General features: G+C 71.2%; 19 protein-coding genes. 12 read left to right on the forward strand and 7 right to left on the reverse strand.

Annotation, left to right across the window (positions count from 1 at the left end; genetic code table 11):
- Positions 1-647 precede the first annotated feature (647 nt).
- From GA0070610_RS02065 to GA0070610_RS02085, 5 genes are all read left to right on the forward strand, one after another.
- Positions 648-2,291, forward strand: coding sequence for a peptide ABC transporter substrate-binding protein (locus GA0070610_RS02065; protein ID WP_088998446.1), 1,644 nt, complete (start codon positions 648-650; stop codon positions 2,289-2,291).
- Between the two features lie 148 nt (positions 2,292-2,439).
- Positions 2,440-3,366, forward strand: coding sequence for an ABC transporter permease (locus GA0070610_RS02070; protein ID WP_088998447.1), 927 nt, complete (start codon positions 2,440-2,442; stop codon positions 3,364-3,366).
- Between the two features lie 72 nt (positions 3,367-3,438).
- Complete coding sequence (locus GA0070610_RS02075; protein WP_088998448.1) at positions 3,439-4,416, forward strand: ABC transporter permease; 978 nt, start codon at positions 3,439-3,441, stop codon at positions 4,414-4,416.
- 26 nt (positions 4,417-4,442) lie between these two features.
- Positions 4,443-5,465: an ABC transporter ATP-binding protein gene (locus GA0070610_RS02080; protein ID WP_088998449.1), complete on the forward strand. Its 1,023-nt coding sequence runs from the start codon at positions 4,443-4,445 to the stop codon at positions 5,463-5,465.
- On the forward strand, positions 5,458-6,471 hold the full coding sequence (locus tag GA0070610_RS02085) for an ABC transporter ATP-binding protein (RefSeq protein ID WP_088998450.1): 1,014 nt from the start codon (positions 5,458-5,460) through the stop codon (positions 6,469-6,471). The genes GA0070610_RS02080 and GA0070610_RS02085 overlap by 8 nt, the downstream gene beginning before the upstream one ends.
- Before the next feature lie 122 nt (positions 6,472-6,593).
- Here the strand turns inward: GA0070610_RS02085 and GA0070610_RS02090 are convergent, their stop codons facing one another.
- Together GA0070610_RS02090 and GA0070610_RS02095 are read right to left on the reverse strand one after the other, a co-directional pair.
- Positions 6,594-6,986: a chorismate mutase gene (locus GA0070610_RS02090; protein WP_088998451.1), complete on the reverse strand. Its 393-nt coding sequence runs from the start codon at positions 6,984-6,986 to the stop codon at positions 6,594-6,596.
- Positions 6,987-7,255: 269 nt separating this feature from the next.
- Positions 7,256-9,106 carry a bifunctional metallophosphatase/5'-nucleotidase gene (locus GA0070610_RS02095; protein ID WP_088998452.1) on the reverse strand — a complete coding sequence of 617 codons (1,851 nt, stop codon included), beginning with the start codon at positions 9,104-9,106 and terminating at the stop codon, positions 7,256-7,258.
- Positions 9,107-9,371: 265 nt separating this feature from the next.
- Here GA0070610_RS02095 and pcrA point away from each other — a divergent pair, with 265 nt between their 5' ends.
- Positions 9,372-11,813 carry a DNA helicase PcrA gene (pcrA, locus tag GA0070610_RS02100; protein ID WP_088998453.1) on the forward strand — a complete coding sequence of 814 codons (2,442 nt, stop codon included), beginning with the start codon at positions 9,372-9,374 and terminating at the stop codon, positions 11,811-11,813.
- A 58-nt stretch (positions 11,814-11,871) separates the two neighbouring features.
- Here the strand turns inward: pcrA and GA0070610_RS02105 are convergent, their stop codons facing one another.
- Positions 11,872-12,630, reverse strand: coding sequence for a M23 family metallopeptidase (locus GA0070610_RS02105; RefSeq protein WP_088998454.1), 759 nt, complete (start codon positions 12,628-12,630; stop codon positions 11,872-11,874).
- 274 nt (positions 12,631-12,904) lie between these two features.
- Positions 12,905-13,621: a M23 family metallopeptidase gene (locus tag GA0070610_RS02110; protein ID WP_088998455.1), complete on the reverse strand. Its 717-nt coding sequence runs from the start codon at positions 13,619-13,621 to the stop codon at positions 12,905-12,907.
- A 430-nt stretch (positions 13,622-14,051) separates the two neighbouring features.
- Between GA0070610_RS02110 and GA0070610_RS02115 the strand changes: the two genes are divergently transcribed.
- The 3 genes from GA0070610_RS02115 to sucD all read left to right on the forward strand — a co-directional run bounded on the left by GA0070610_RS02115 (position 14,052) and on the right by sucD (position 16,998).
- On the forward strand, positions 14,052-14,456 hold the full coding sequence (locus tag GA0070610_RS02115; protein ID WP_088998456.1) for a cobalamin B12-binding domain-containing protein: 405 nt from the start codon (positions 14,052-14,054) through the stop codon (positions 14,454-14,456).
- Between the two features lie 473 nt (positions 14,457-14,929).
- Complete coding sequence (gene sucC, locus GA0070610_RS02120; protein ID WP_088998457.1) at positions 14,930-16,108, forward strand: ADP-forming succinate--CoA ligase subunit beta; 1,179 nt, start codon at positions 14,930-14,932, stop codon at positions 16,106-16,108.
- A 2-nt stretch (positions 16,109-16,110) separates the two neighbouring features.
- Positions 16,111-16,998, forward strand: coding sequence for a succinate--CoA ligase subunit alpha (gene sucD, locus GA0070610_RS02125; protein WP_088998458.1), 888 nt, complete (start codon positions 16,111-16,113; stop codon positions 16,996-16,998).
- A 71-nt stretch (positions 16,999-17,069) separates the two neighbouring features.
- Here sucD and GA0070610_RS02130 read toward each other — a convergent pair whose 3' ends face one another.
- Entirely contained in the window at positions 17,070-17,336 is a 267-nt protein-coding gene (locus GA0070610_RS02130; protein ID WP_088998459.1) for a hypothetical protein, read from the reverse strand.
- A gap of 158 nt (positions 17,337-17,494) precedes the next feature.
- On the opposite strand from GA0070610_RS02130, the gene GA0070610_RS02135 reads away from it, so the two are divergent.
- Entirely contained in the window at positions 17,495-18,769 is a 1,275-nt protein-coding gene (locus tag GA0070610_RS02135) for a cell division protein PerM (protein WP_088998460.1), read from the forward strand.
- Between the two features lie 77 nt (positions 18,770-18,846).
- On the opposite strand, the gene GA0070610_RS02140 is transcribed toward GA0070610_RS02135, so the two are convergent.
- Positions 18,847-19,503, reverse strand: a complete 657-nt coding sequence (locus tag GA0070610_RS02140; protein WP_088998461.1) for a DUF4190 domain-containing protein — start codon at positions 19,501-19,503, stop codon at positions 18,847-18,849.
- 20 nt (positions 19,504-19,523) lie between these two features.
- Entirely contained in the window at positions 19,524-19,823 is a 300-nt protein-coding gene (locus GA0070610_RS02145; protein WP_088998462.1) for a CD225/dispanin family protein, read from the reverse strand.
- 181 nt (positions 19,824-20,004) lie between these two features.
- On the opposite strand from GA0070610_RS02145, the gene purN reads away from it, so the two are divergent.
- Positions 20,005-20,625: a phosphoribosylglycinamide formyltransferase gene (gene purN, locus GA0070610_RS02150; RefSeq protein WP_088998463.1), complete on the forward strand. Its 621-nt coding sequence runs from the start codon at positions 20,005-20,007 to the stop codon at positions 20,623-20,625.
- On the forward strand, positions 20,622-22,193 hold the full coding sequence (gene purH / locus GA0070610_RS02155) for a bifunctional phosphoribosylaminoimidazolecarboxamide formyltransferase/IMP cyclohydrolase (RefSeq protein ID WP_088998464.1): 1,572 nt from the start codon (positions 20,622-20,624) through the stop codon (positions 22,191-22,193). The genes purN and purH overlap by 4 nt, the downstream gene beginning before the upstream one ends.
- The last annotated feature ends 104 nt before the right edge of the window (positions 22,194-22,297 follow it).

A 22,297-nucleotide genomic window follows, 5' to 3' on the forward strand; every position in this document is an offset into this window, starting at 1 on the left:
GGCTCCTGTCGTCGCAGCCGCCGCCCCCTCGACGCGCGGGGTGCCGCGTCGCAACCGTCGGGTCACCCTGGGTGGCGAGCGGGTGCGTGACGTCTCTGACCTCGTCCACCCGGATGGCGATGATGCCCGCACAGCCGGGGTCGGCATCCTCCGGATGGGCAAAAACGGCCAACGCCCGGACGGCGTCCGTAACGCCGGAGCAGGCGCGGGGAAGGTCACAGCCGCAGCGCCCGCACCTGGGGTGGCGCCCCCGCTGAACCATGTCTTTCCTGCTCAGAGCGGTACGACCGGCGTAGATCATGATCTTTTTTCAAGTATCGGCAACGTGGCGACCAACTAACGGCTTGATAACGGCACCTTCACGGAACGGGCCGGTGGGTGTCACAGTGGCAGCACCTCACCCCTCATGTGAGGCACTCCGTACGGCCTGACGACCATGGGCCCGCCTGTTGACGGTGCTCCGTGGTGGTCTCGTGTGCGCGGTGCCGAGCGTCAAGGGCGGGGCGGCCCGGCGGATTCGTACAACATCTTGTCCCGAATTCTCTGCGGTGAAACCGGCTCCCGCGGTGCGGGCGCCGGACGTGTCACCCCCCAACGTGCGTGATACCCACGACGGAACCAGGTTCAGAAAGAGGAGGCCCCTCGGAATGAGAGTCTCGAAGCGGGCAAGCAGCGCGGTCGCGCTGGGCGCGGCGTTCGCGCTCGTCGCGTCCGGTTGCTCGAGCAGTGACGGCGACGGCGGCGACGCCGGCGCGAGCTCGGACGGCGCGATCACCATCGACGGCACGCAGCCGGAGGTCGGCCTGGTCCCGTCGAACACCACCGAGACCGGTGGTGGGGCGATCATCGACTGGATCTGGACCGGTCTGGTCGAGTACCCGAACGACGGCAGCGCCCCGCGCAACGCGGTCGCCGAGTCGATCGAGACGACCGACTCCAAGGTCTACACGATCAAGATCAAGAAGGACACGAAGTTCCACGACGGCACCGTCGTCAAGGCCAAGAACTTCGTGGACGCCTGGAACTGGGGCGCCTACTCGCCGAACGGCGCGCAGAACGGCAGCTTCTTCGGCGACATCCAGGGCTTCGCGGACGTCCACACCGAGGACCCGGACGGCGCCGACGGCCCGCAGAAGGCCCCGGAGCCGAAGGCCAAGGAGATGTCCGGCCTGAAGGTCGTCGACGACTTCACCTTCGAGGTCACCCTCGCGGCGCCGACCGCCGTGTTCCCGACCAAGCTCGGCTACAGCACCTTCATGCCGCTGCCGGACGCGTTCTTCACCCAGGGCGCCGAGGCGTTCGGCAAGAAGCCGATCGGCAACGGCCCGATCAAGTTCGTGTCGTGGGAAGACGACGTCCAGATCAAGCTGACGCGCTTCGATGACTACTCCTTGAACGACAAGATGAAGATCAAGGACGTCAACATCAAGCTCTACCAGGACGACACGGCGGCGTACAACGACCTGCTCGCCGGCAACCTGGACTTCCAGCAGCAGGTTCCGGTCTCCGCGATCGCGGGCGACAAGTGGAAGACCGACCTGGCTGACCGGGCCATCGCCTCCACCACGCCGTCGACCGGCATCATCGCCTTCCCGATCTACGACAAGCGCTTCCAGAACCCGAAGCTGCGTCGGGCGATCTCGATGTCGATCAACCGCCAGGAGATCAGCGACAAGATCTTCTTCGGTTCGCGCAAGCCGGCCGACAGCTGGGCCAACCCGCTGACCCCGGGCGCCAAGGCGGGCAACTGCACCGCGTGCCAGTTCAACGTCGAGGAGGCCAAGAAGCTCTACGCCGAGTCCGGTGGCTTCTCCGGCGAGCTGGTCATGTACTACAACGCCGACGCCAGCCACAAGGAGTGGATGGAGGCCGTCGCGCAGCAGGTCAAGACGAACCTCGGCATCAACGCCCGCGCCGAGGGTGTGCCGACCTTCGCGGTGTTCCGCCAGAACATCAACGCCGGCAAGATGACCGGTATGTACCGCGCCGGCTGGCAGCAGGACTACCCGGACGTCGAGAACTGGGTCGGCCCGCTCTACGTGACCGGCGGTTCCTCGAACGACGGCAAGTACAGCAACCCGCAGGTCGACGCGCTGGCCAAGGAAGCCGCCTCCGCGCCGAGCCTGGAGGCCTCGCACGCCAAGTACGCCGAGGCGGTCGCCCTGATCGACCAGGACGTTCCCTCGATCCCGGTCTACTTCGGTGGTCAGCAGTCCGGCCACTCGGAGAAGATCAAGAAGCTCGAGCTCTCCAACGTCGGCGAACTCGACCTCACCTCGGTCGAGCTCTGATCCGAACGGTCTGACCCCGGGTCGGGCTCACCTACCGGTGAGCCCGACCCGGGCCGTTCCGTGAGGAAGTGTCACCACACTTCCTCGCCACGTCTGTCATCCCCGTGTCGGCCGTCCGACGCGCGCCCCCTGTCTGGAGGACCACCCCATGGGCCGTTATCTGTTGAGACGGCTACTCCAACTCGTTCCGGTCTTCATCGGGACGACGTTCCTGATCTACTGGCTCGTGTGGTCGGTGCCAGGCGATCCCTTCGCCGGCAAGTGTGGCGAGCGACGCTGCCCCGATGCCTTCGTCAACAAGATGACCGAGCAGTTCAAGCTCGACGAGCCGCTGATCGTGCAGTACGGCAACTACATGAAGAACCTGTTCCAGGGTGACTTCGGGCAGACGTTCAACAACCGGGACATCGGCGAGATCATCGCCACGGCGTACCCGAACACCCTGAAGCTGGCGCTGGTGGCGCTGGCCATCGAGGCGGTCATCGGCCTCACCGCCGGTGTGCTCACCGGCCTGCGCCGCAACGGCTTCCTGGACAACCTGGTCCTGGTCTCCAGCCTCTTCCTGATCGCGCTGCCGATCTTCGTCATCGGCTTCGTGGCCCAGTGGCTGCTCGGCGTGCAGTGGGGCATCGTCAAGCCGACGGTCTCCAGCGAGATGCGGCTCTCCGAGCTGATCGTGCCCGGCTTCGTGCTGGGCAGCGCCTCGATGGCGTACATCGCCCGGTTGGCCCGCACGAGCATCGCGGAGAACCGCCGCGCCGACTACGTGCGCACCGCGATCGCCAAGGGTCTGCCGATGCGCCGGGTGGTCGGAATCCACCTGCTGCGCAACTCGCTCATCCCGGTGGTGACGCTGCTCGGCACCGACCTCGGCGCCCTGATGGGCGGCGCGATCGTCACCGAGGGCATCTTCCAGATCAACGGGATCGGCCGCCAGGTCTACCGCGCGATCGTCACCAAGGAGAGCGCTACCGTTGTCTCCATCGTGGTGGTCCTGGTGCTCGTCTACCTGGTGATGAACCTGCTGGTCGACCTGCTCTACGCCGCCCTGGACCCGAGGATCCGCTATGAGTGAGCGCAGCGAACGAACCATGATTGCAGCGTCCGCGGGTACGAGCGCCCGCGCCGAGCGGAGTGAGGTGCGGGCATGAGCGACCCGAGTTCCGCCTCGATCGTCAGCACGCCGCCCGCGCAGGCCCCCGACGAGATCGGGGCGCCGACCAACGCCGGCCTGCCGGAGAACGCCCGCAAGGAGAAGCCGCGCGGCCTGCTCGGCGACGCGTGGCGCGACCTGCGGCGCAAGCCGCTGTTCTGGATCTCCGCGACGTTCATCCTCATCTTCATGCTGATGACCGCGTTCCCCTCGCTGTTCAGCTCCGGCGACCCGGAGAACGGCAACCTGCAGAACAGCCTGGTCGGCCCGTCGTCGGAGGCGTGGTTCGGCTACGACTTCCAGGGCCGCGACGTCTTCGCCCGGGTGATCTACGGCGCCCGCGCGTCCATCGTGGTGTCTCTGCTCTCCGTGCTCGGCGTGCTGCTCTTCGGTGGCGCGATGGGCATCGTCGCGGGCTACCGGGGCGGCTGGGTGGACGCGCTGCTCTCCCGCATCGCCGACGTCTTCTTCGGTCTGCCGTTCGTGCTGGGCGCCATCGTCATCCTGACCACCTTCAACGGGTCGGGCACGAGCAACAGCAAGGCCGAGATCATGGCCCTGGTGAGCATCTCGCTGATCGTGCTGGGCTGGCCGGTCGTGATGCGGCTGATGCGCTCCTCGGTGCTGGCCACCAAGGAGGCGGACTACATCGTCGCCGCCCGCGCGCTGGGCGCCGGCACCGGCCGGATCATCCTCAAGCACCTGCTGCCGAACTGCCTCGCGCCGCTGCTTGTCTACGGGACGATCCTGGTCGGCTCGTACATCGGCGCCGAGGCGACGCTGTCCTTCCTGGGCGTCGGCCTGAAGAGCCCGGTGGTCTCCTGGGGCATCATGATCAACGAGGCGCAGAACCTCCTGCGCGTGGCGCCCTACCTGCTCTTCTTCCCCGCCGGGTTCCTCGTCGCCGCCGTCCTGAGCTTCGTGATGCTCGGTGAGGCGGTCCGCGAGGCCCTCGATCCGAAACTCCGCTAGGGGAGATTCAGTTGTCCGACATTCTGGTGTCCGAGCAGTCCGCGGCCGGTGCGTCCGGCCGCCCCTCGGGCAGGTTGCTCGAGGTCGAAGACCTCCGGGTGGAGTTCCGCACCCGGGACGGCATCGCCAAGGTCATCAACGGGGTCACGTACCACGTCGACGCGGGGGAGACCCTCGCCGTGCTCGGCGAATCCGGCTCCGGTAAGAGCGTCACCGCGCAGACCATCATGGGCATCCTCGACACGCCGCCCGGCTACGTCACCGGCGGCCAGGTCCGCTTCCACGGCAAGGACATGCTCGCCATGTCCTTCGAGGAGCGGCGCCGCATCCGCGGCGAGGGCATCGCGATGATCTTCCAGGACGCGCTCTCGGCGCTGAACCCGGTCTTCACCGTCGGGTTCCAGATCGCCGAGCAGTTCCGGGTGCGGCGCGGCATGAGCCGGGCCGACGCGAAGAAGCGCGCGATCGAGATGCTCGACCAGGTCAAGATCCCGAACGCCAAGGGGCGGTTCAGCAGCTACCCGCACCAGTTCTCGGGCGGTATGCGGCAGCGCGCGATGATCGCGATGTCGCTCGCCCTGGACCCGGAGGTGCTGATCGCGGACGAGCCGACCACCGCGCTCGACGTGACGGTGCAGGCGCAGATCATGGACCTGCTCGCCGAACTCCAGCGGGAGCGGCAGATGGGCCTGATCCTGATCACCCACGACCTCGGCGTGGTCGCCGACGTCGCGGACCGGATCGCGGTGATGTACGCGGGCCGGATCGTCGAGGAAGCCGACGTCTACGACCTGTACGCCAAGCCGGCGCACCCGTACACGATCGGCCTGATCAACTCGATCCCGCGGCTCGACGAGAAGGGGCAGCAGCTCCGGACGATCAAGGGTCTCCCGCCGAACCTGATGAACATCCCGCCGGGCTGCCCGTTCAACCCGCGCTGCCCCATGGCGCAGCCGGTCTGCCGGGAGAAGGTCCCGCCGCTGCTGCAGGTCGGCTCCGGCCGGGCCAGCGCCTGCCACTTCGCCGAGGAGCTGGTGAACCGTGACTGAGAACATCCTCGAGGTCCGTGACCTGGTCAAGCACTATCCCGTGACCCGGGGCGTGGTGTTCAAGAAGACCATCGGTCACGTCAAGGCGGTCGACGGGGTCTCCTTCGAGCTCAAGGCCGGCGAGACCCTGGGTGTGGTCGGCGAGTCGGGCTGCGGCAAGTCGACGCTGGCCCGGGTCCTGATGAACCTGGAGAAGCCGACGGGTGGCAGCGTCCACTACAAGGGCCAGGACATCTCGAAGTTCTCCGGCCCGGCGCTGCGCCGGTTGCGGCGGCAGATCCAGCTGGTGATGCAGGACCCGTACACCTCGCTGAACCCGCGGATGACGGTCGGCGACCTGATCGGCGAGCCGTTCGAGATCCACCCGGAGGTGGCGCCGAAGGCCAGCCGCCGGGACAAGGTCAAGGAACTGCTCGACCTGGTGGGTCTGAACCCGGAGCACATCAACCGGTACCCGCACCAGTTCTCCGGCGGTCAGCGCCAGCGCATCGGCATCGCCCGCGCACTCGCCCTGCGGCCGGAGATCATCGTCTGCGACGAGCCGGTGTCCGCGCTGGACGTGTCGATCCAGGCCCAGGTGATGAACCTGCTGGAGAAGCTCCAGGGCGAGTTCGGCCTGTCGTACGTGTTCATCGCGCACGATCTGTCGGTGGTCCGGCACCTGTCGGACCGGGTGGCGGTCATGTACCTCGGCAAGATCGCCGAGATCGGCACCGAGGACGAGATCTACGAGCGGCCGACCCACCCGTACACCCAGGCGCTGCTCTCGGCCGTGCCGGTGCCGGACCCGACCGTGCGGGACAACAAGGCGATCATCCGGCTCACCGGTGACGTGCCCTCGCCGGTGAGCCCGCCGTCGGGCTGCCGGTTCCGGACCCGCTGCTGGAAGGCGCAGGACATCTGCGCCGAGCAGGTCCCGCTGTTGGAGATCCGCCCGAGCTCGGACCACCCGAGCGCCTGCCACTTCGCGGAGAAGCGCGAGATCGTGCAGACGCACGAGGTGTGAGCCCCACGGAACCGCCCGCCGACGTCACCGCGACGACGGCGGGCGGTTCCGTCGTTTCCGGGGACGGGCGACCCGCCCGGGCCCCCACGGGGGCGCGGGGCGGGCCGCTGCCGGCGTACGCCTCACAGGGGGCCGCGGCCGGCGCGGAGCAGCAGCAACGCGAGCTGCGTGCCGTCGGCGCCGAGGGCGGCCCGGAAGCGCTCCAGGATCTCCCGCTCCCGGGACAGCACCAGCCGGGTGCCGCCGGAGGCCATCCGCGTCACCCCGACCTCCTGGGAGAGCCGGGCCCGCTCCTGCCAGAGCTCGATCAACGCCCGGTCGATCTCGTCGATCCGCTCCCGGATCTCGACGATCCGGGCGGCCGCGGCCGGCTCCGGGGTGCCGGTGCCCGCCTCCGGCCTGGCGTCGTCGGCGCCGCTCGGGCCGTCGACCGGGGACCCGGGGGCACCCGGGCCGGGCCGGCCCGCCTCGGGTCGCGTCAGGCTGCCGTTGGACTCCACCACGTCTGTCATCATCGGGTACCCCTCGCCGTCAGGTGCCCGGTGCCCGGATCCCGGGACGGAGAAAGCCCCGGGCTTCCAGGAGCCCGGGGCTTTCTCGTAGGTCTTGTCGATCAGGCGCGACCTACGGCTGCCGGACTCCCGGTGCCGTAGTAAAAGTAGAAGCGCTGACCGAACACGTCGTCGAGTATGCCGACCCCGGCCCGGCCGGCGCAAGGATTCGGCGCAACCCGTGCCCGGACGGGCGGCCCCGGCGCCGTTGCGACGCCGGGGCCGTCCGCGCCTCAGCCGAGGCGGGTGATCCGGTCGGCCGGCCCGGGGGCGACCGGGGCGCCGGCGCCCAGGTAGGCGATCAGGGCGTCGACGTCGAAGCCGGGGGCGGTGGTCCGCGCCGTGCCGGCCTGCAACTCGGTGAACCCGTCCCCGCCGTTGGCCAGGAAGTCGTTCGTGGTGACCCGGTAGCTGGCGGCGGGGTCGACCGGCGCGCCGTCGAACGCCAGGGCGCTGACCCGCGAGCCCGCCGGGGCGGTGCTGTCGTACGAGTAGGTCAGCCCGGCCGAGACCTGGAGGATGCGCTGGGTGGTCTGCCCCTTGAAGCCCACGAACTGCTGCTCCAGCACGTTGCGCAGTTGCGCGCCGGTGAGGGTCTGGGTGACCACCAGGTTGTTGAACGGCTGGACGGTGAACGCCTCGCCGTAGGTGACCTCACCCGGCGCCTCGCCCCCGGCCGAGGCCGCGTACGGCAGGGACGCCCGGATGCCGCCCGGGTTCATCAGCGCGATCTGCGCCCCGTTCGAGCGGGTGTACGCGAGCTGGGCGTCGGCGATGACGTCACCGAGCGGGCTCTCCCCGCTGGGGCGGGCGTCGCGGACGATGTCGGCCGAGATCCGGCCCACCACGCGGTTGGCGATGGGCGCGACGGCCGCCCGGTACTTGTCGGCCAGGGCCTTGGCGCCCGGGTCCACCAGGTCGGGGTTGCGCACGTACGTGCCCGGGGCGCTCTGCTGCCAGGTGCCGTCCGGGTTGCGGACGCCGTTCTCGACGACCACGTTGCGGGCGGTGATCCCGGTGAACCGGCCCGTACGCCGGTCCAGCGAGTAGTCGACGTCGGTGATCAGCTGACCGTTGTTGCCGGCGCTGGTGACCACGCTCGGGGCACCCGAGGAGTTCGGCAGCGAGCAGGAGTAGAAGCGGTGGGTGTGGCCGGAGACGACCAGCCCGAACTCCGGCCGCAGGCCGCGGACGATGTCCACGATCGGGCCGGAGAAGTTGGCGCAGTCCGAGACGCCCGGGGTGGCCGGCGGCGGCGACTGGGCGCCGCCCTCGTGCACCAGCAGCACCATCGCCTTGACGCCGAAGAGCTTGAGCAGGCCGCCCCACTTGTTGGCGGTCGCCACCTCGTCGGTGAAGCGTACGGAGGCGATGCCGGCCGGGTTGACGATGCCCGGGGTGCCCTCCAGGGTCACGCCGACGAAGCCGACCGGCACGCCGCCGACGAACCGCACGTCCACCGGGGGCAGGATCGGCAGGCCGGTCTTCCTGCTCACGGTGTTGGCGGCCAGGTACGTGAACTTCGCGCCGGCGAAACCGTCGCCGTCCTGGCAGCCGTCGACCGGGTGGCAGCCGCCCTTGTTGATCCGGATCAGCTCGTCGACGCCCTCGTCGAACTCGTGGTTGCCGACGCTGCTGACGTCCAGGCCGATCTCGTCCATCAGCTCGATGGTCGGCTCGTCGTGGAAGGCGGCGCTGACGAGCGGGGTGGCGCCGATCAGGTCGCCGGCCCCGACGGTGGTGGTGCTCCGCCCCTCGGCCTTGGCCTCGGCGCGCAGCTTCCTCAGCCAGGTGGCGAGGTACTCCACGCCTCCGGCGGGGGTGCCGTTGACCGCCGCGCCGCTGCCGCCGGGCGGGTCGATGGCGCCGTGGAAGTCGTTGTAGCTCAGGAAGTTGCCCTTGACCTCGCCGCCGCTCGGGGCGGCGTAGGAGACCGAGACGGGGGTGAGGCCGGCCGTCTGGTCGCCGGCGGGACCCGGCGCGGGCCGGGAAGCGGGGGACAGCGTGGCGACGACGGCCAACGCGAGGGTGGGCGCGGCGAGGTGGCGCAGCGCCGCCCGACCGCGCGAACGCGGCTGAGTCATGGTCGTTCTCCCAGTCGTGTACGGGGGAGGAGCCGGATTTTCACCGTCATCGTTCTGCACGGGGGACGGCGGCACCAGACACGACAGGGTGACATCTTCGTCTCGACCGGTTGAGTCGGGGCACGATTCCCTCCACCACGCGCCCGCGGCGGGCAGCCGGCGTCGACGCGGACCGGGCGGATCGACCGGCCCGGGAACGGCTCGGGCGAGCCGGGGTACGCGTGGCGGGGGAACTGTCCGCCCGGCGGCATAGACTCGCCGTGCGATGCATCCTCTCTTCGACATCCCCGCGTCCCCGCCCGCGCCGATGCCTGCCCCGACCTCGCCGCACCGGCCCAGGTCGTCGGCCGTCCACCTCGACCCGCAGGCCCTGGTCGAGGGCCTGAACGGCCCGCAGCGCGACGCCGTCACCCATGCCGGCTCGCCGCTGCTGATCGTGGCCGGTGCGGGCTCGGGCAAGACCCGGGTCCTCACCCACCGGATCGCCTACCTGCTGGCCGCCCGGGACGTGCACCCCGGCGAGATCATCGCGATCACCTTCACCAACAAGGCCGCCGGTGAGATGAAGGAGCGCGTCGCCCACCTGGTGGGTCCCCGCGCCCGCCTGATGTGGGTGTCGACGTTCCATTCGGCGTGCGTACGCATCCTGCGCGCCGAGCACGAGCACGCCGGGCTGAAGTCGACCTTCTCGATCTACGACGCGGACGACTCCCGCCGACTGATGCAGATGGTCGCCAGGGAGCTGGACCTCGACCCGAAGCGCTACCCGGCGCGCGGGCTGGCCGCCCAGGTCTCCAACCTGAAGAACGAGCTGGTCGACCCCGAGGAGTTCGCGGGCCGCGCCAAGGGGCCCAACGAGCGGGCGCTGGCGGAGGCCTACACGCTCTACCAGCGGCGGCTGCGCGAGGCGCACGCGCTGGACTTCGACGACCTGATCATGACGACGGTGCACCTGCTCCAGTCCCACCCGCACGTCGCGGAGAGCTACCGCCGACGGTTCCGGCACGTCCTGGTCGACGAATACCAGGACACCAACCACGCCCAGTACGTGCTGATCAAGGAGCTGGTCGCCGGCACGGAGGGGATCGAGCCGGCGGAACTCTGCGTGGTCGGTGACGCCGACCAGTCGATCTACGCGTTCCGGGGCGCCACGATCCGCAACATCTTGGAGTTCGAGCGCGACTTCAGCGACGCCCGGACGATCCTGCTGGAGCAGAACTACCGCTCCACCCAGACCATCCTCAACGCGGCCAACGCGGTGATCGACCGCAACACGTCGCGCAAGCCGAAGCGGCTGTGGAGCGAGGCGGGCGCCGGCGAGCCGATCGTCGGCTACGTGGCCGACACCGAGCACGCCGAGGCCGACTGGGTGGCCCGCGAGATCGACCGGCTGGTCGACGCCGACGAGACCCGCCCCGGCGACGTGGCCGTCTTCTACCGCACCAACGCCCAGTCCCGGGTCTTCGAGGAGGTGTTCATCCGCGTCGGCCTGCCCTACAAGGTGGTCGGCGGGGTGCGCTTCTACGAGCGCAAGGAGGTCCGCGACGCGCTGGCCTACCTGCGCGCGGTGGTCAACGACGACGACACGGTCAGCCTGCGCCGGATCCTCAACACGCCGCGCCGCGGCATCGGCGACCGGGCCGAGGCGTGCGTGGAGGCGCTGTCCAGCCGCGACCGGGTCTCCTTCGGGGCGGCGCTGCGGCGGGCCAAGGACGCCCCGGGCATCTCCACGCGGGCGGCCAACGGCATCGCCGACTTCGTGGCCCTGCTCGACGGCGCCCGCGAGCTGGCCGAGACGGGCACCCCGGAGGAGGTGCTGGAGGCGCTGCTGACCCGCTCGGGCTACCTCACCGAGCTGGAGGAGAGCCTCGACCCGCAGGACGCGGGGCGGGTCGACAACCTCCAGGAGCTGGTCAGCGTCGCCCGGGAGTACACCGAGCGGATCGAGGCCCTCGGCGAGGAGGGGGAGCGGGCCACCCTGGCCGGCTTCCTGGAGCAGGTCGCGCTGGTCGCCGACGCCGACCAGGTGCCCGCGCCACCCGGCTCGTCGCCTGACGGCGCCGAGGCGGACGACGCCGCGCCTCAACAGGGCGTGGTCACGCTGATGACGCTGCACACCGCCAAGGGGCTGGAGTTCCCGGTGGTCTTCCTGACGGGCCTGGAGGACGGCGTCTTCCCGCACCTGCGCTCGCTGGGCGACAGCCGGGAGTTGGAGGAGGAGCGCCGGCTGGCGTACGTCGGCATCACCCGGGCCCGCCAGCGTCTCTACCTCTCCCGGGCGGTCACCCGCTCGGCGTGGGGGCAGCCGGCCTACAACCCGCCGTCGCGCTTCCTGGAGGAGCTGCCGCCGGAGCTGGTGCGCTGGGAGCGCACCGAGGGGTCGTACACCTCGTGGGCCGGCGGGGGCGGCGGCGTGGGTGGCCGCGCGGACCGGGTGCCCGGCGGCCGCGTGGGCTTCAACGGCGGCACGCCCAAGGCCGCGCAGTTGGCGAAGCGGCTGGGGGTCGACGCCAGCCGCCTCACCACGGCGAGCGAGCTGCCGCAGGGGCCGAAGGTCTCCGTCGGCGACCGGGTCAACCACCAGCGCTACGGCCTGGGCCGGGTGCTCGCCGTCGAGGGGCACGGCCCGGGCGCGCGGGCGCAGATCGACTTCGGCGACCAGACGATGTGGCTGGTGCTCCGGCACGCCCCGATCGACAAGCTCTGAGATCGGCCCGGCCCGGCCCGGCAGCGCGCCGGACCGGGCCGTTTCCGGTGGTCGGGGGTCAGCAGGCCACGTCGATGCCCCGGGCGCGCAGGAACGGCGCGGGGTCGATCTGGTTCCACATCTGGCCCTGGTGCACCTCGAAGTGCAGGTGCGGGCCGGTGGAGTCGCCGGTGGACCCCTCCAGGCCGATGGTCTGCCCGGCGGCGACCTTCTCGCCCACGCCCACCTTGGCGGTGCTCAGGTGCGCGTAGTGGGTCAGGTAGCCGTTGCCGTGGTCGACGAAGACGGAGATGCCGTACCCGTCGCCGACGTCGCCGGCCTTGGTGACGGTGCCGCCGAAGGCCGCGCGGACCGGGGTGCCGGCGGGCAACGCGAAGTCGATGCCGGCGTGCTGCGTGCCCCAGCGCGGGCCGTAGCAGGAGGTGATCGCCGCGCCCTTCATCGGGATCACCCAACTGGGCTTCGGCTTGGTGGTCGCCTTGGGCTTGGGCTTGGCGGTGGTGGCCTTGGGGCGGGGCTTCGCCGAAGGGCTGGCCTTCGTGGCGCTGGGCGTCGGGCTCGCCGAGGGGGTGGCCGGGGCGGTGGTCTCCCGGGCGGAGCGGTCGGCGCGGTCGGCGGCCTGCGCGCGTGCCTGCGGCTCCGCGGCGGCGGCCGGCACGGAGGGCTCGTCGTCCCCGGTGGCCGCGAAGGCGGCTCCGCCGAGACCGAGGCCGGCCAGGGCCGCCGCTGCGATGATCACGCGGGTTCGGCTGCCGATCCGCCGCCGGTGCCGGACGGGGGCGTCGGGGGTGTTCTCGTTCCGAATGTCTTCCTGCACGGCGGACCTTCACTGATCGAGGGGGCACTTGACCTCGAAATACTGGTGTCGCCACGCCGCGTGACGGGTAGGGATACGGAGTCGGGGCGGGCCATGGCGGCCGTCGCCGTCCGTTGCGTACCCGTTAGGTGGTATTCGCGGGCAAAAGTGATCATGCCGGCGGGTGGCACCTGTCACAGTCGTGGGTGTGACGCGGCTTACTTCGGCTGACCGTCGCCTAACGAAGAACCGCCCGGATCGACAGATCCGGGCGGTCATCGTGCGATGCGCAGCGTCAGGGCGCGGCTACCTCGCTGTAGTAAGCCTCGACTTGTAGCTGGATGTCCACTCCGCGCTCCTTGAGCCACGGCACCGGGTCGAGCGGCTCGCCCTTGACATGCACCTCGAGGTGCAGGTGGGAGCCGTAGGAGTGGCCGGTGTTGCCGACGAGGCCGAGCTGGTCGCCCGCCTTCACCTGCTGCCCCTCCTTCACGCTCAGCGCGGAGGAGTGGCCGTAGATCGCCTCGCTGCCGTCGGCGTGCTGGACGATCACCGTGTAGCCGTAGCCGCCGAACCAGCCGGCCTTGGTGACGGTGCCGCTGTGGATGGCGACGTAGGGCGTGCCCTCGGCGGCGACCAGGTCGACGCCGGTGTGCAGCTTGCCCCAGCGCATGCCGTAGGGCGAGTTGAACTCGTAGCCCTGGAGGGGGAGTAACCAGACCTCGGGCTCGGCGGACTCGTCGGCACCGGCCCGGTCGCTGTCGCGGCTGGCGCGGTTGGCGGAATCGGCGCGGGCCGCGGTGTCCTGGTTGACGGTCGAGGCGGCCTTGAGCTCGTCGAGGACCGACGGGCTGACGCTCTTGGCGTCCGGCAGGGCGCCCGCACCGATCGCGACGATGCCGGCGCCGACGAACGCGGTGGTGACGACGGCCGCGTAGCGGCTACGCGGGGGGGTGGGTACGCGGCGACGACCGCGATATCGATCGGGCTCAGACGACAGGCGCTGGCGCACGCACACCCTCCGTTGTCGGGGATCCGATGCGGCTTCCTCGACGCCCGTGAAACTCGGGTGAACGTCGCCTGGCCGCGTCGTCACCCGTCCGTGGACCTGATGACAACCGTGGACACGTTAGCCAACCACCAGTCCCGTCACAAGCCGAAGCGCCGAATTGCTACCGCGTTCTGTCCCTTTGCGTCCGTGATTGTCATGGCTCGTACCCCTCGAACGGTGCCCCCCTAACTGCCCGTTCGTCGCGCAGGGTGACCGAACGGCGGAGGTGTCCGGCTTGACGCCGGCCGTCGGCCCGGTCCGTCGCGCCCGCTCCGCGGGGCTGCGGCCGCGCCCGGTTGCCGTACGGTTCGCCGCCCGGATTTCCCGGGCAGGGCCGGGCGGGTTACCGTTCGTTCAGTGAAGCCGCGGAGCCGGTGAAAGGGATGCGCTGATGAGCTCTCGTGTTCGGGTCGTCGTCGCCAAGCCGGGCCTGGACGGCCACGACCGTGGTGCAAAGGTCGTCGCGCGTGCCCTGCGGGACGCCGGCATGGAGGTCATCTACACCGGCCTGCACCAGACCCCGGAACAGATCGTGGAGACCGCGATCCAGGAGGACGCCGACGCGGTCGGGCTCTCCGTGCTGTCCGGGGCGCACATGACGCTGTTCCGGCGGGTCGTGGAGCTGCTCGGTGAGCGCGACGCCCGCGACATCGTCGTGTTCGGCGGCGGCATCATCCCCGACGCCGACATCCCGGAGCTTCAGCGGATCGGGGTCGCCAAGATCTTCACGCCGGGCGCGACCACCCAGTCGATCGTCGAGTGGGTCCGGGAGAACGTCGCGCAGCCGGTCGCCTGACGGCAGGCGCGGGTTCCTGACGACAGTCGCGCAGCACGCCGTCCGACGGCGGTCGCGGGGCCGGTCGGCCGGAGCCGGACAGGGGGAGGGGCCGGACGCACCCCTCACACGTCCGGCCCCTCTATGCACGATGCCCCGCCGCCACCCCTCGACCGACAGGGCATCGGCCGCTCCCGTCGCCGCGCTGTCTCAGCGCTCCGACACCTGACTCAACGACGCCCCCACGGCGGGGTTACGCACCCCCGGCAACATCGCCCGGACGGCTGAGATCGGGCCGAAGTCGCGAAAAGGCCACGTGACGCCGCCGAATGTGCATTACCACACAACGCGCACCCGCTCGGTTGCCGGCGGTGTCCACCTCGCTAGGCTGCGCCCAATGGCCTGTGTCAAGTGATGACAGGCGTCAAACTGTTTTCCATAACGCTGGTGGCGGCGCGACGGCGCGCCGCGGAGACGGGACGGGACGCGCAAACGTGGACCTGTACGAGTACCAGGGGCGGGACCTGTTCGAGCGGCACGGCTTGCCCGTGCTCGCCGGCGGCGTCGCCACGACCCCGGAGGAGGCCCGCGCGATCGCCGAACGCCTCGGCGGTCGGGTGGTCGTCAAGGCGCAGGTGAAGGTCGGTGGCCGAGGCAAGGCCGGCGGCGTGAAGCTGGCCGAGGGCGCCGAGGAGACGGTGGCCCGCGCCACCGACATCCTGGGCATGGACATCAAGGGCCACACCGTCCACAAGGTCATGATCACCGTGACCGCGGACGTGGCCGAGGAGTACTACTTCTCCTACCTGCTCGACCGGGCGAACCGCACCTTCCTCTGCATCGCCAGCGTCGCGGGTGGAATGGACATCGAGCAGGTCGCCGCCGAGACCCCGGAGAAGGTCGTCAAGGCTCCGATCGACGCCAACACCGGCGTCGACGAGGCGAAGGCGCGCGAGATCGTCACCGCCGCCAACTTCCCGGCCGAGGTCGCCGACCAGGTCGTCAAGGTCGCCGTGGGGCTGTGGAAGGCCTTCGTCGCCGAGGACGCCACGCTGGTCGAGGTGAACCCGCTGGCCAAGACCGGCGAGGGCAAGCTGCTGCTGCTCGACGCCAAGGTCACCCTCGACGAGAACGCCGCGTTCCGGCACCCGGACCACGAGGCGCTGGTCGACCAGGCCGCCGTGGACCCGCTGGAGCAGGCCGCCAAGGAGAAGGACCTCAACTACGTCAAGCTCGACGGCGAGGTCGGCATCATCGGCAACGGCGCCGGTCTGGTCATGTCGACCCTCGACGTGGTCGCGTACGCCGGTGAGCGGCACGGCGGCGTCAAGCCGGCCAACTTCCTCGACATCGGCGGCGGCGCGAGCGCCGCCGTGATGGCGAACGGGCTGGAGATCGTCCTGTCCGACCCGTCGGTGAAGAGCGTCTTCGTCAACGTCTTCGGCGGCATCACCGCCTGCGACGAGGTCGCCAACGGCATCGTGCAGGCGCTGGCCCTGCTCGAGCAGCGCGGCGAGCAGGTCACCAAGCCGCTGGTCGTCCGCCTCGACGGCAACAACGCCGAGGCCGGCCGGGCGATCCTCGACGGCGCGAACAACCCGCTGGTCCAGCGGGTCGACACGATGGATGGCGCGGCCGAGCGGGCCGCCGAGCTGGCGGCTGCGGGGGTCTGACAATGGCTATCTGGCTGACCAAGGACTCGAAGGTCATCGTCCAGGGGATGACCGGTTCCGAGGGTTCCAAGCACACCCGGCGGATGCTCGCCGCGGGCACCAACGTCGTCGGCGGCGTCAACCCGCGCAAGGCGGGCCAGACGGTCGACTTCGACGGCACCGAGCTGCCGGTCTTCGCCAGCGTCGCGGACGCGATGGCGCAGACCGGTGCCGACGTGACCGTGATCTTCGTACCGCCGCAGTTCACCAAGGGCGCGGTCGTCGAGGCGATCGACGCCGGGATCGACCTGGCCGTGGTGATCACCGAGGGCGTGCCGGTGCACGACACCGCCGCGTTCTGGGCGTACAACGTCGCCAAGGGGGAGCGGACCCGGATCATCGGCCCGAACTGCCCGGGCATCGCCTCGCCGGGCGCGTCCAACGCCGGCATCATCCCGGCCGACATCACCGGCACCGGCCGCATCGGCCTGGTCAGCAAGAGCGGCACGCTGACCTACCAGATGATGTACGAGCTGCGCGACATCGGCTTCTCGACCTGCGTCGGCATCGGCGGTGACCCGATCATCGGCACCACCCACATCGACGCGCTCGCCGCGTTCGAGGCCGACCCCGACACCGACGCGATCGTCATGATCGGTGAGATCGGTGGCGACGCCGAGGAGCGGGCCGCCGAGTTCATCAAGGCGAACGTGACCAAGCCGGTGGTCGGCTACATCGCCGGCTTCACCGCGCCGCCCGGCAAGACCATGGGCCACGCCGGTGCGATCATCTCCGGCTCGGCGGGCACCGCCGACGCCAAGAAGAGCGCGCTGGAGGCCGTCGGCGTCAAGGTCGGCAAGACCCCGACCGAGACCGCCAAGCTCATGCGGGAGATCATGTCCGCGGGCTGAGCCCGACTGACGTACGACCGGAGGGCCGACCGTTCGCGGTCGGCCCTCCGGTCGTCGTGGGCCGGTCGGCCTCAGTCGTTGTAGAGCGGGTAGTTGCCGCCGGCCCAGAGGATGCCGCTGCCGACGATGTTCAGTACGCCGAACGCGATCGCCAGGTAGCCGAGCACGGGCGACTGGCCGTAGCGCTTGGCGTCCCGGATCGACAGGTAACCGAAGACGATCCCCAGGATGCCGCAGCACAGCAGGCCGAGGATGATGCCGAGCACGCCCCAGAGCACCGTGCGGTCGCTGCCGGCTGCAGCCGGTGGTGGTGGGGGCGGCGGATACGGAGTGTTCACGACTCTCCTCCGGGCGTCGGTGCCGCGACTCTCGATCGCGTCCCTGCGCCTGACGCTAGACCGGAACGAGGGCTGAAGACGGTGGATCACGGAACTCGTTGCCCCTGCGGGGCGGTATCGGACTGCCACCATCGACCCGGCATGCCAGAGTAGACGCGATGTCCTCCGTCACCCCTGATCAGCCCAGCCGTCCCGGCGTCGACGCCGGCCCCGGCGCCCGCCCGGCCGCGCCCGTCGGGCGGGGTCGACGGGTGCCCGCGCCGCGCGCCGGCGAGCCGCGCCGCAGCCGTGCGCCGCTCGTCGTCGCCGCCGGGGTCGCCGCCGGGTGGGCGGCGCTCACCTCGTGGCTGCCGGTCGCGCTCGTGCTCTGGCTGTTCCAGCTCAGCGAGGGCGCCGCCTCCGTGCCGGGCGCGCTGCGCGCCGGGCTGGCCGGCTGGCTGCTCGGGCACGGCGTCCCGCTGGACACCCCCGCCGGCCCGCTCGGGCTGGCCCCGCTGGCGCTGACCGCGCTGGTGCTCTGGCGGCTGACCAGGGCGGGCGTGCACGCGAGCCGGGCCATCGGCGCGCGGGGCGGGCGGTCGCCCCGGCAGGCGCTCCTCGCCGCCGTCGCGGTCGGCGTCGCGTACGCGTTGCTCGGGGTGCTCGGCGCGGTCCTGGCCGGCGCGTCACCGGTGCGCGCCGGACTGACCCTCGTGGTGCTCGGCACGCTCGGGGCCCTCGTCGGCTCGGCCCGGACGACGCACGTGGCCGGCCTGCTCGCCGTGCGGTCCCCGGTGCCGCTGCGCGACGGGATCCGCACCGGGCTGGTGGCCGCGCTGCTGCTCCTCGGCGCGGGGGCCGGTGCGGCGGGGCTCGCCGTGGCCATTGGGGGCGGCGACGCCGCCGACCTGATCGGGGCCTACCGCACCGGGGTCGCCGGCCAGGCCGGGATCACGCTGGTCAGCCTCGCCTACGCGCCCAACGCCGCGATCTGGGCGGTCAGCTACCTGCTCGGTCCGGGGTTCGCCGTCGGCACCGACACGGCGGTACGCACCAGCGAGGTCTCCGTCGGGGCGCTGCCGGCCGTACCGCTGCTGGCCGGGCTGCCGCGCGGGCCGGTCGACGGGCTCGGGGCCGGGCTGCTCGCGGTGCCGGTCCTCGCCGGGATGGCCGCGGGTTGGCTGCTCGCCCGCCGGCTGCTCCGGCTCGCCGCCGACGAGCGGACACCGCTGCGCTGGGGGCCGCTGCTCGGGCCGGCGGCGATCGCCGGCCCGGTGGCCGGTCTGCTGCTGGGCGCCGCCGCAGCCGGCTCCGCCGGATCGCTCGGCGGTGGCCGGCTGGCCGAGGTGGGGCCCGTCGCCTGGCAGGTGGCGGCGGTGGCCACCGCGGTCGTCGCCGCCGGGGCGCTGCTCGGTGCCGCCGCGACCCGGGTGCTGTCCCGCGCGTCCCGCTGAGGGCCGGCAGACGCGGAGACCCGGCAGACGCCGAAGGGGCGCCCCGGACGAGCCGGGACGCCCCTGTCGCATGCCGGTCAGGGCTGGTTGGGCAGTGTCAGGCTGAAGCCCAGGAAGACGATCTGGAGCAGGCCGAGCACGACGCCGATGGCGCCGCAGATCATGCCGGCGAGGGCCTGACCGTTGTTGTCGGCCAGCCCCTGGGCGGCCTTCTGCTTGCCCAGCCACCCGGTCACCAGCGCACCGAGGCCCAGCGGGATGCCGAGGTAGCAGCAGACCAGCGGGATCGACGCGATGCCGAGGATCATGGACACCAGGCCGAGGGTGTTCTGCTGCTGCCCCGGCCCCTTCGCGGCGAACCCCGCGTTGGGATACATGGGCGGCGGCGGGTACGCCTGCTGGCCGTAGGGGTCCTGGTACGGCTGTTGCCCGTAGGGGTCCTGGTACGGCTGTTGCCCGTAGGGCTGGCCGGACGCCGGCTGGCCGGAGATCGGCTGCTGCCCGTAGGGCTGACCCGACGTGGGCGGCTGCCCGTAGGGGTCCTGCTGGCCGTACGGGTTCTGCTGGCCGTACGGATCCTGCGGTGCGGCGTACGGGTCGTTCGGCTGCCCGGAGGTGGGCTGCTGACCGTACGGCGCCGCCGGGGGCGGGGCGTACGGATCGTGGTGCGGCGCGGTCGGATCCTGGTGCGGCTGCTGGCCGTACGGATCCTGTCCGGGGTAACCGGGCTGCATGCGACTCCTCGTCCGATCTGTCAGTAGCTGCTGGTGGACGTGTCGCCGCCCATGACGCCGGCGAGCCCACCCAGCAGGCAGCAGATGAGCACGATCACGTACCAGCTGATGCCGACGATGAGGGCCCACTTGGACCACTTCTTCGACTCGGCGGCGGCGGCCTGAGCCCCGGCGTAGTCACCCTGCTGGAGCAGCGGGTTCACCTTGGAGGCGTTGATGATCGCCGGGATGGCCAGCGGCCAGAAGAGGAAGATGGCGACGATCGACATCGTCATGTTGTTGTTGATCTGCGGCTGCTGCGGCTGGTATCCGGGCTGCATCTCGGCGTACTCCTCATTCCACTCGACACCCTGCGGGGCGTCGGATCACTGACGGGTGCGGGCCGGACGCGCGCCGGGCCCGAGCGACCGGCAGCGTACCTGGTCCGGGCCATTCGCGTCGTCGGTGAATGTCGCAATGCCCAGCGGATGGACCCGACGGCAGGCCCGATAGGGTGGCCCGGTGACCGAGCCCGCGTCCGTCGCCCGCATCGTCGTCCTCGTCTCCGGCTCCGGAAGCAACCTCCAGGCACTGCTCGACGCCGGCGCCGATCCGGCGTACGGGGCCCGGGTGGTGGCCGTCGGCGCCGACCGGGACGGCATCGCGGGCCTGGACCGGGCCGCCGCAGCCGGGGTGCCGACCTTCGTCGAGCGGGTCGCCGACCACCCCACCCGCGAGGACTGGGACGCGGCGCTGACCGCCCGCGTCGCCGGACACCGGCCCGACCTGGTCGTCTCCGCCGGCTTCCTCAAGCTGGTCGGCCCGCGCTTCCTGGCCGCCTTCGGCGACCGCTACCTGAACACGCACAACACGCTGCTGCCGGCGTTCCCCGGCATCCACGGCCCGCGCGACGCCCTCGCCTACGGCGTGAAGGTCACCGGGGCCACCCTCTTCTTCGTCGACGCCGGCATGGACACCGGCCCGATCGTCGCGCAGGTCGCGGTGCCGGTGCACGACGACGACGACGTCGAGACGCTCACCGAGCGCATCAAGGAAGCCGAGCGGCGCCAGCTCGTCGAGCAGGTGGGCCGCCTGGTCCGCGAAGGTTGGACGATCACCGGAAGAAAGGTCACGGTTCCGTGAGTTCCACTCAGGACGAACGCCGCCCGATCAGGCGGGCGCTGGTCAGCGTCTACGACAAGACCGGCCTGGTCGAGCTGGCCCGGGCGCTGCACGCGGCCGGGGTGGAGATCGTCTCGACCGGCAGCACGGCCTCGGCGATCGCGGGCGCGGACGTGCCGGTGACCCCGGTGGAGACGGTGACCGGCTTCCCGGAGATCCTCGACGGGCGGGTCAAGACGCTGCACCCGAAGGTGCACGGCGGGCTCCTCGCCGACCTGCGCAAGGACACCCACGTCGCCCAGCTCGACGAGCACGGCATCGCCGGTATCGACCTGCTGGTGTCCAACCTCTACCCGTTCCAGGCCACGGTCGCCTCCGGCGCGGGCGTCGAGGAGTGCGTCGAGCAGATCGACATCGGTGGGCCGGCCATGGTCCGGGCCGCCGCAAAGAACCACGCCTCGGTCGCCGTGGTCACCGACCCTGCCGCGTACCCGGCGCTGCTCGCCGCGCTCGACGGGGGCGGCTTCACGCTGGCCCAGCGGCGGGTGCTGGCCGCCCGCGCCTTCGCCGTCATCGCCGAGTACGACGTCGCGGTGGCCGAGTGGTGCGCCACCACGCTCGCGCCCGAGGAGAACGGCTGGCCGGACTTCGCCGGGCTGTCGCTGCGCCGGCAGGCGGTGCTGCGCTACGGCGAGAACCCGCACCAGCCGGCCGCGCTCTACGTCGACCCGGCCAGCCCGGCCGGGCTCGCCCAGGCCGAGCAGCTGCACGGCAAGGAGATGTCCTACAACAACTACGTCGACGCCGACGCGGCGTGGCGGGCGGCCAACGACTTCGCCGACCAGCCGGCCGTGGCGATCATCAAGCACGCCAACCCGTGCGGCATCGCCGTCGGCGCCGACGTGGCCGAGGCGCACCGCAAGGCGCACGCCTGCGACCCGGTGTCCGCGTACGGCGGGGTGATCGCGGTCAACCGGCCGGTCTCGGTCGAGCTGGCCCGGCAGGTCTCGGAGATCTTCACCGAGGTGCTGGTGGCGCCGGGCTTCGACGAGGGCGCGGTGGAGGTCCTCCAGGCGAAGAAGAACATCCGGCTGCTGCACGCACCGGCCTTCGACCCGCTGCCGGCGGAGTGGCGGCAGGTCACCGGCGGCGTACTGGTGCAGGTGGCCGACCGGATCGACGCCGAGGGCGACGACCCGGCCAGCTGGCGACTGGCCACGGGTGAGGCCGCCGACGAGGCGACCCTGCGCGACCTGGCCTTCGCCTGGCGGGCCGTGCGCGCGGTGAAGAGCAACGCGATCCTGCTCGCCAAGGACGGCGCGACCGTCGGCGTCGGCATGGGCCAGGTCAACCGGGTCGACTCGGCGCAGCTCGCGGTCGCCCGCGCCGGCGCGGACCGGGCCCGTGGGGCCGTCTGCGCCTCGGACGCGTTCTTCCCGTTCGCCGACGGCCCGAAGATCCTCATCGACGCCGGCGTACGCGCGATCGTGCAGCCGGGCGGCTCGATCCGCGACGAGGAGGTGATCGCCGCCGCCAAGGAGGCCGGCGTCACCATGTACCTCACCTCCACCCGCCACTTCTTCCACTGATCCGACCTCCCTTCTTGTGGATCATGCAGTTGTGGTGCCCCGCGAAAGGGGTGAAGGCGGCGATCCGCCCACCACGACTGCATGATCCACGGGGACGGGGCGGG

The sequence above is a fragment of the Micromonospora echinofusca genome (assembly GCF_900091445.1).
In the GTDB taxonomy this organism is placed as follows: domain Bacteria; phylum Actinomycetota; class Actinomycetes; order Mycobacteriales; family Micromonosporaceae; genus Micromonospora; species Micromonospora echinofusca.

Coding starts and splice junctions, on each gene's coding strand:
- GA0070610_RS02065 (WP_088998446.1), top strand. CDS start 648: ATGAGAGTCTCGAAGCGGGCAAGCAGCGCGGTCGCGCTGGGCGCGGCG.
- GA0070610_RS02070 (WP_088998447.1), top strand. CDS start 2,440: ATGGGCCGTTATCTGTTGAGACGGCTACTCCAACTCGTTCCGGTCTTC.
- GA0070610_RS02075 (WP_088998448.1), top strand. CDS start 3,439: ATGAGCGACCCGAGTTCCGCCTCGATCGTCAGCACGCCGCCCGCGCAG.
- GA0070610_RS02090 (WP_088998451.1), bottom strand. CDS start 6,986: ATGATGACAGACGTGGTGGAGTCCAACGGCAGCCTGACGCGACCCGAG.
- GA0070610_RS02095 (WP_088998452.1), bottom strand. CDS start 9,106: ATGACTCAGCCGCGTTCGCGCGGTCGGGCGGCGCTGCGCCACCTCGCC.
- pcrA (WP_088998453.1), top strand. CDS start 9,372: ATGCATCCTCTCTTCGACATCCCCGCGTCCCCGCCCGCGCCGATGCCT.
- GA0070610_RS02115 (WP_088998456.1), top strand. CDS start 14,052: ATGAGCTCTCGTGTTCGGGTCGTCGTCGCCAAGCCGGGCCTGGACGGC.
- sucD (WP_088998458.1), top strand. CDS start 16,111: ATGGCTATCTGGCTGACCAAGGACTCGAAGGTCATCGTCCAGGGGATG.
- GA0070610_RS02135 (WP_088998460.1), top strand. CDS start 17,495: ATGTCCTCCGTCACCCCTGATCAGCCCAGCCGTCCCGGCGTCGACGCC.
- GA0070610_RS02140 (WP_088998461.1), bottom strand. CDS start 19,503: ATGCAGCCCGGTTACCCCGGACAGGATCCGTACGGCCAGCAGCCGCAC.
- GA0070610_RS02145 (WP_088998462.1), bottom strand. CDS start 19,823: ATGCAGCCCGGATACCAGCCGCAGCAGCCGCAGATCAACAACAACATG.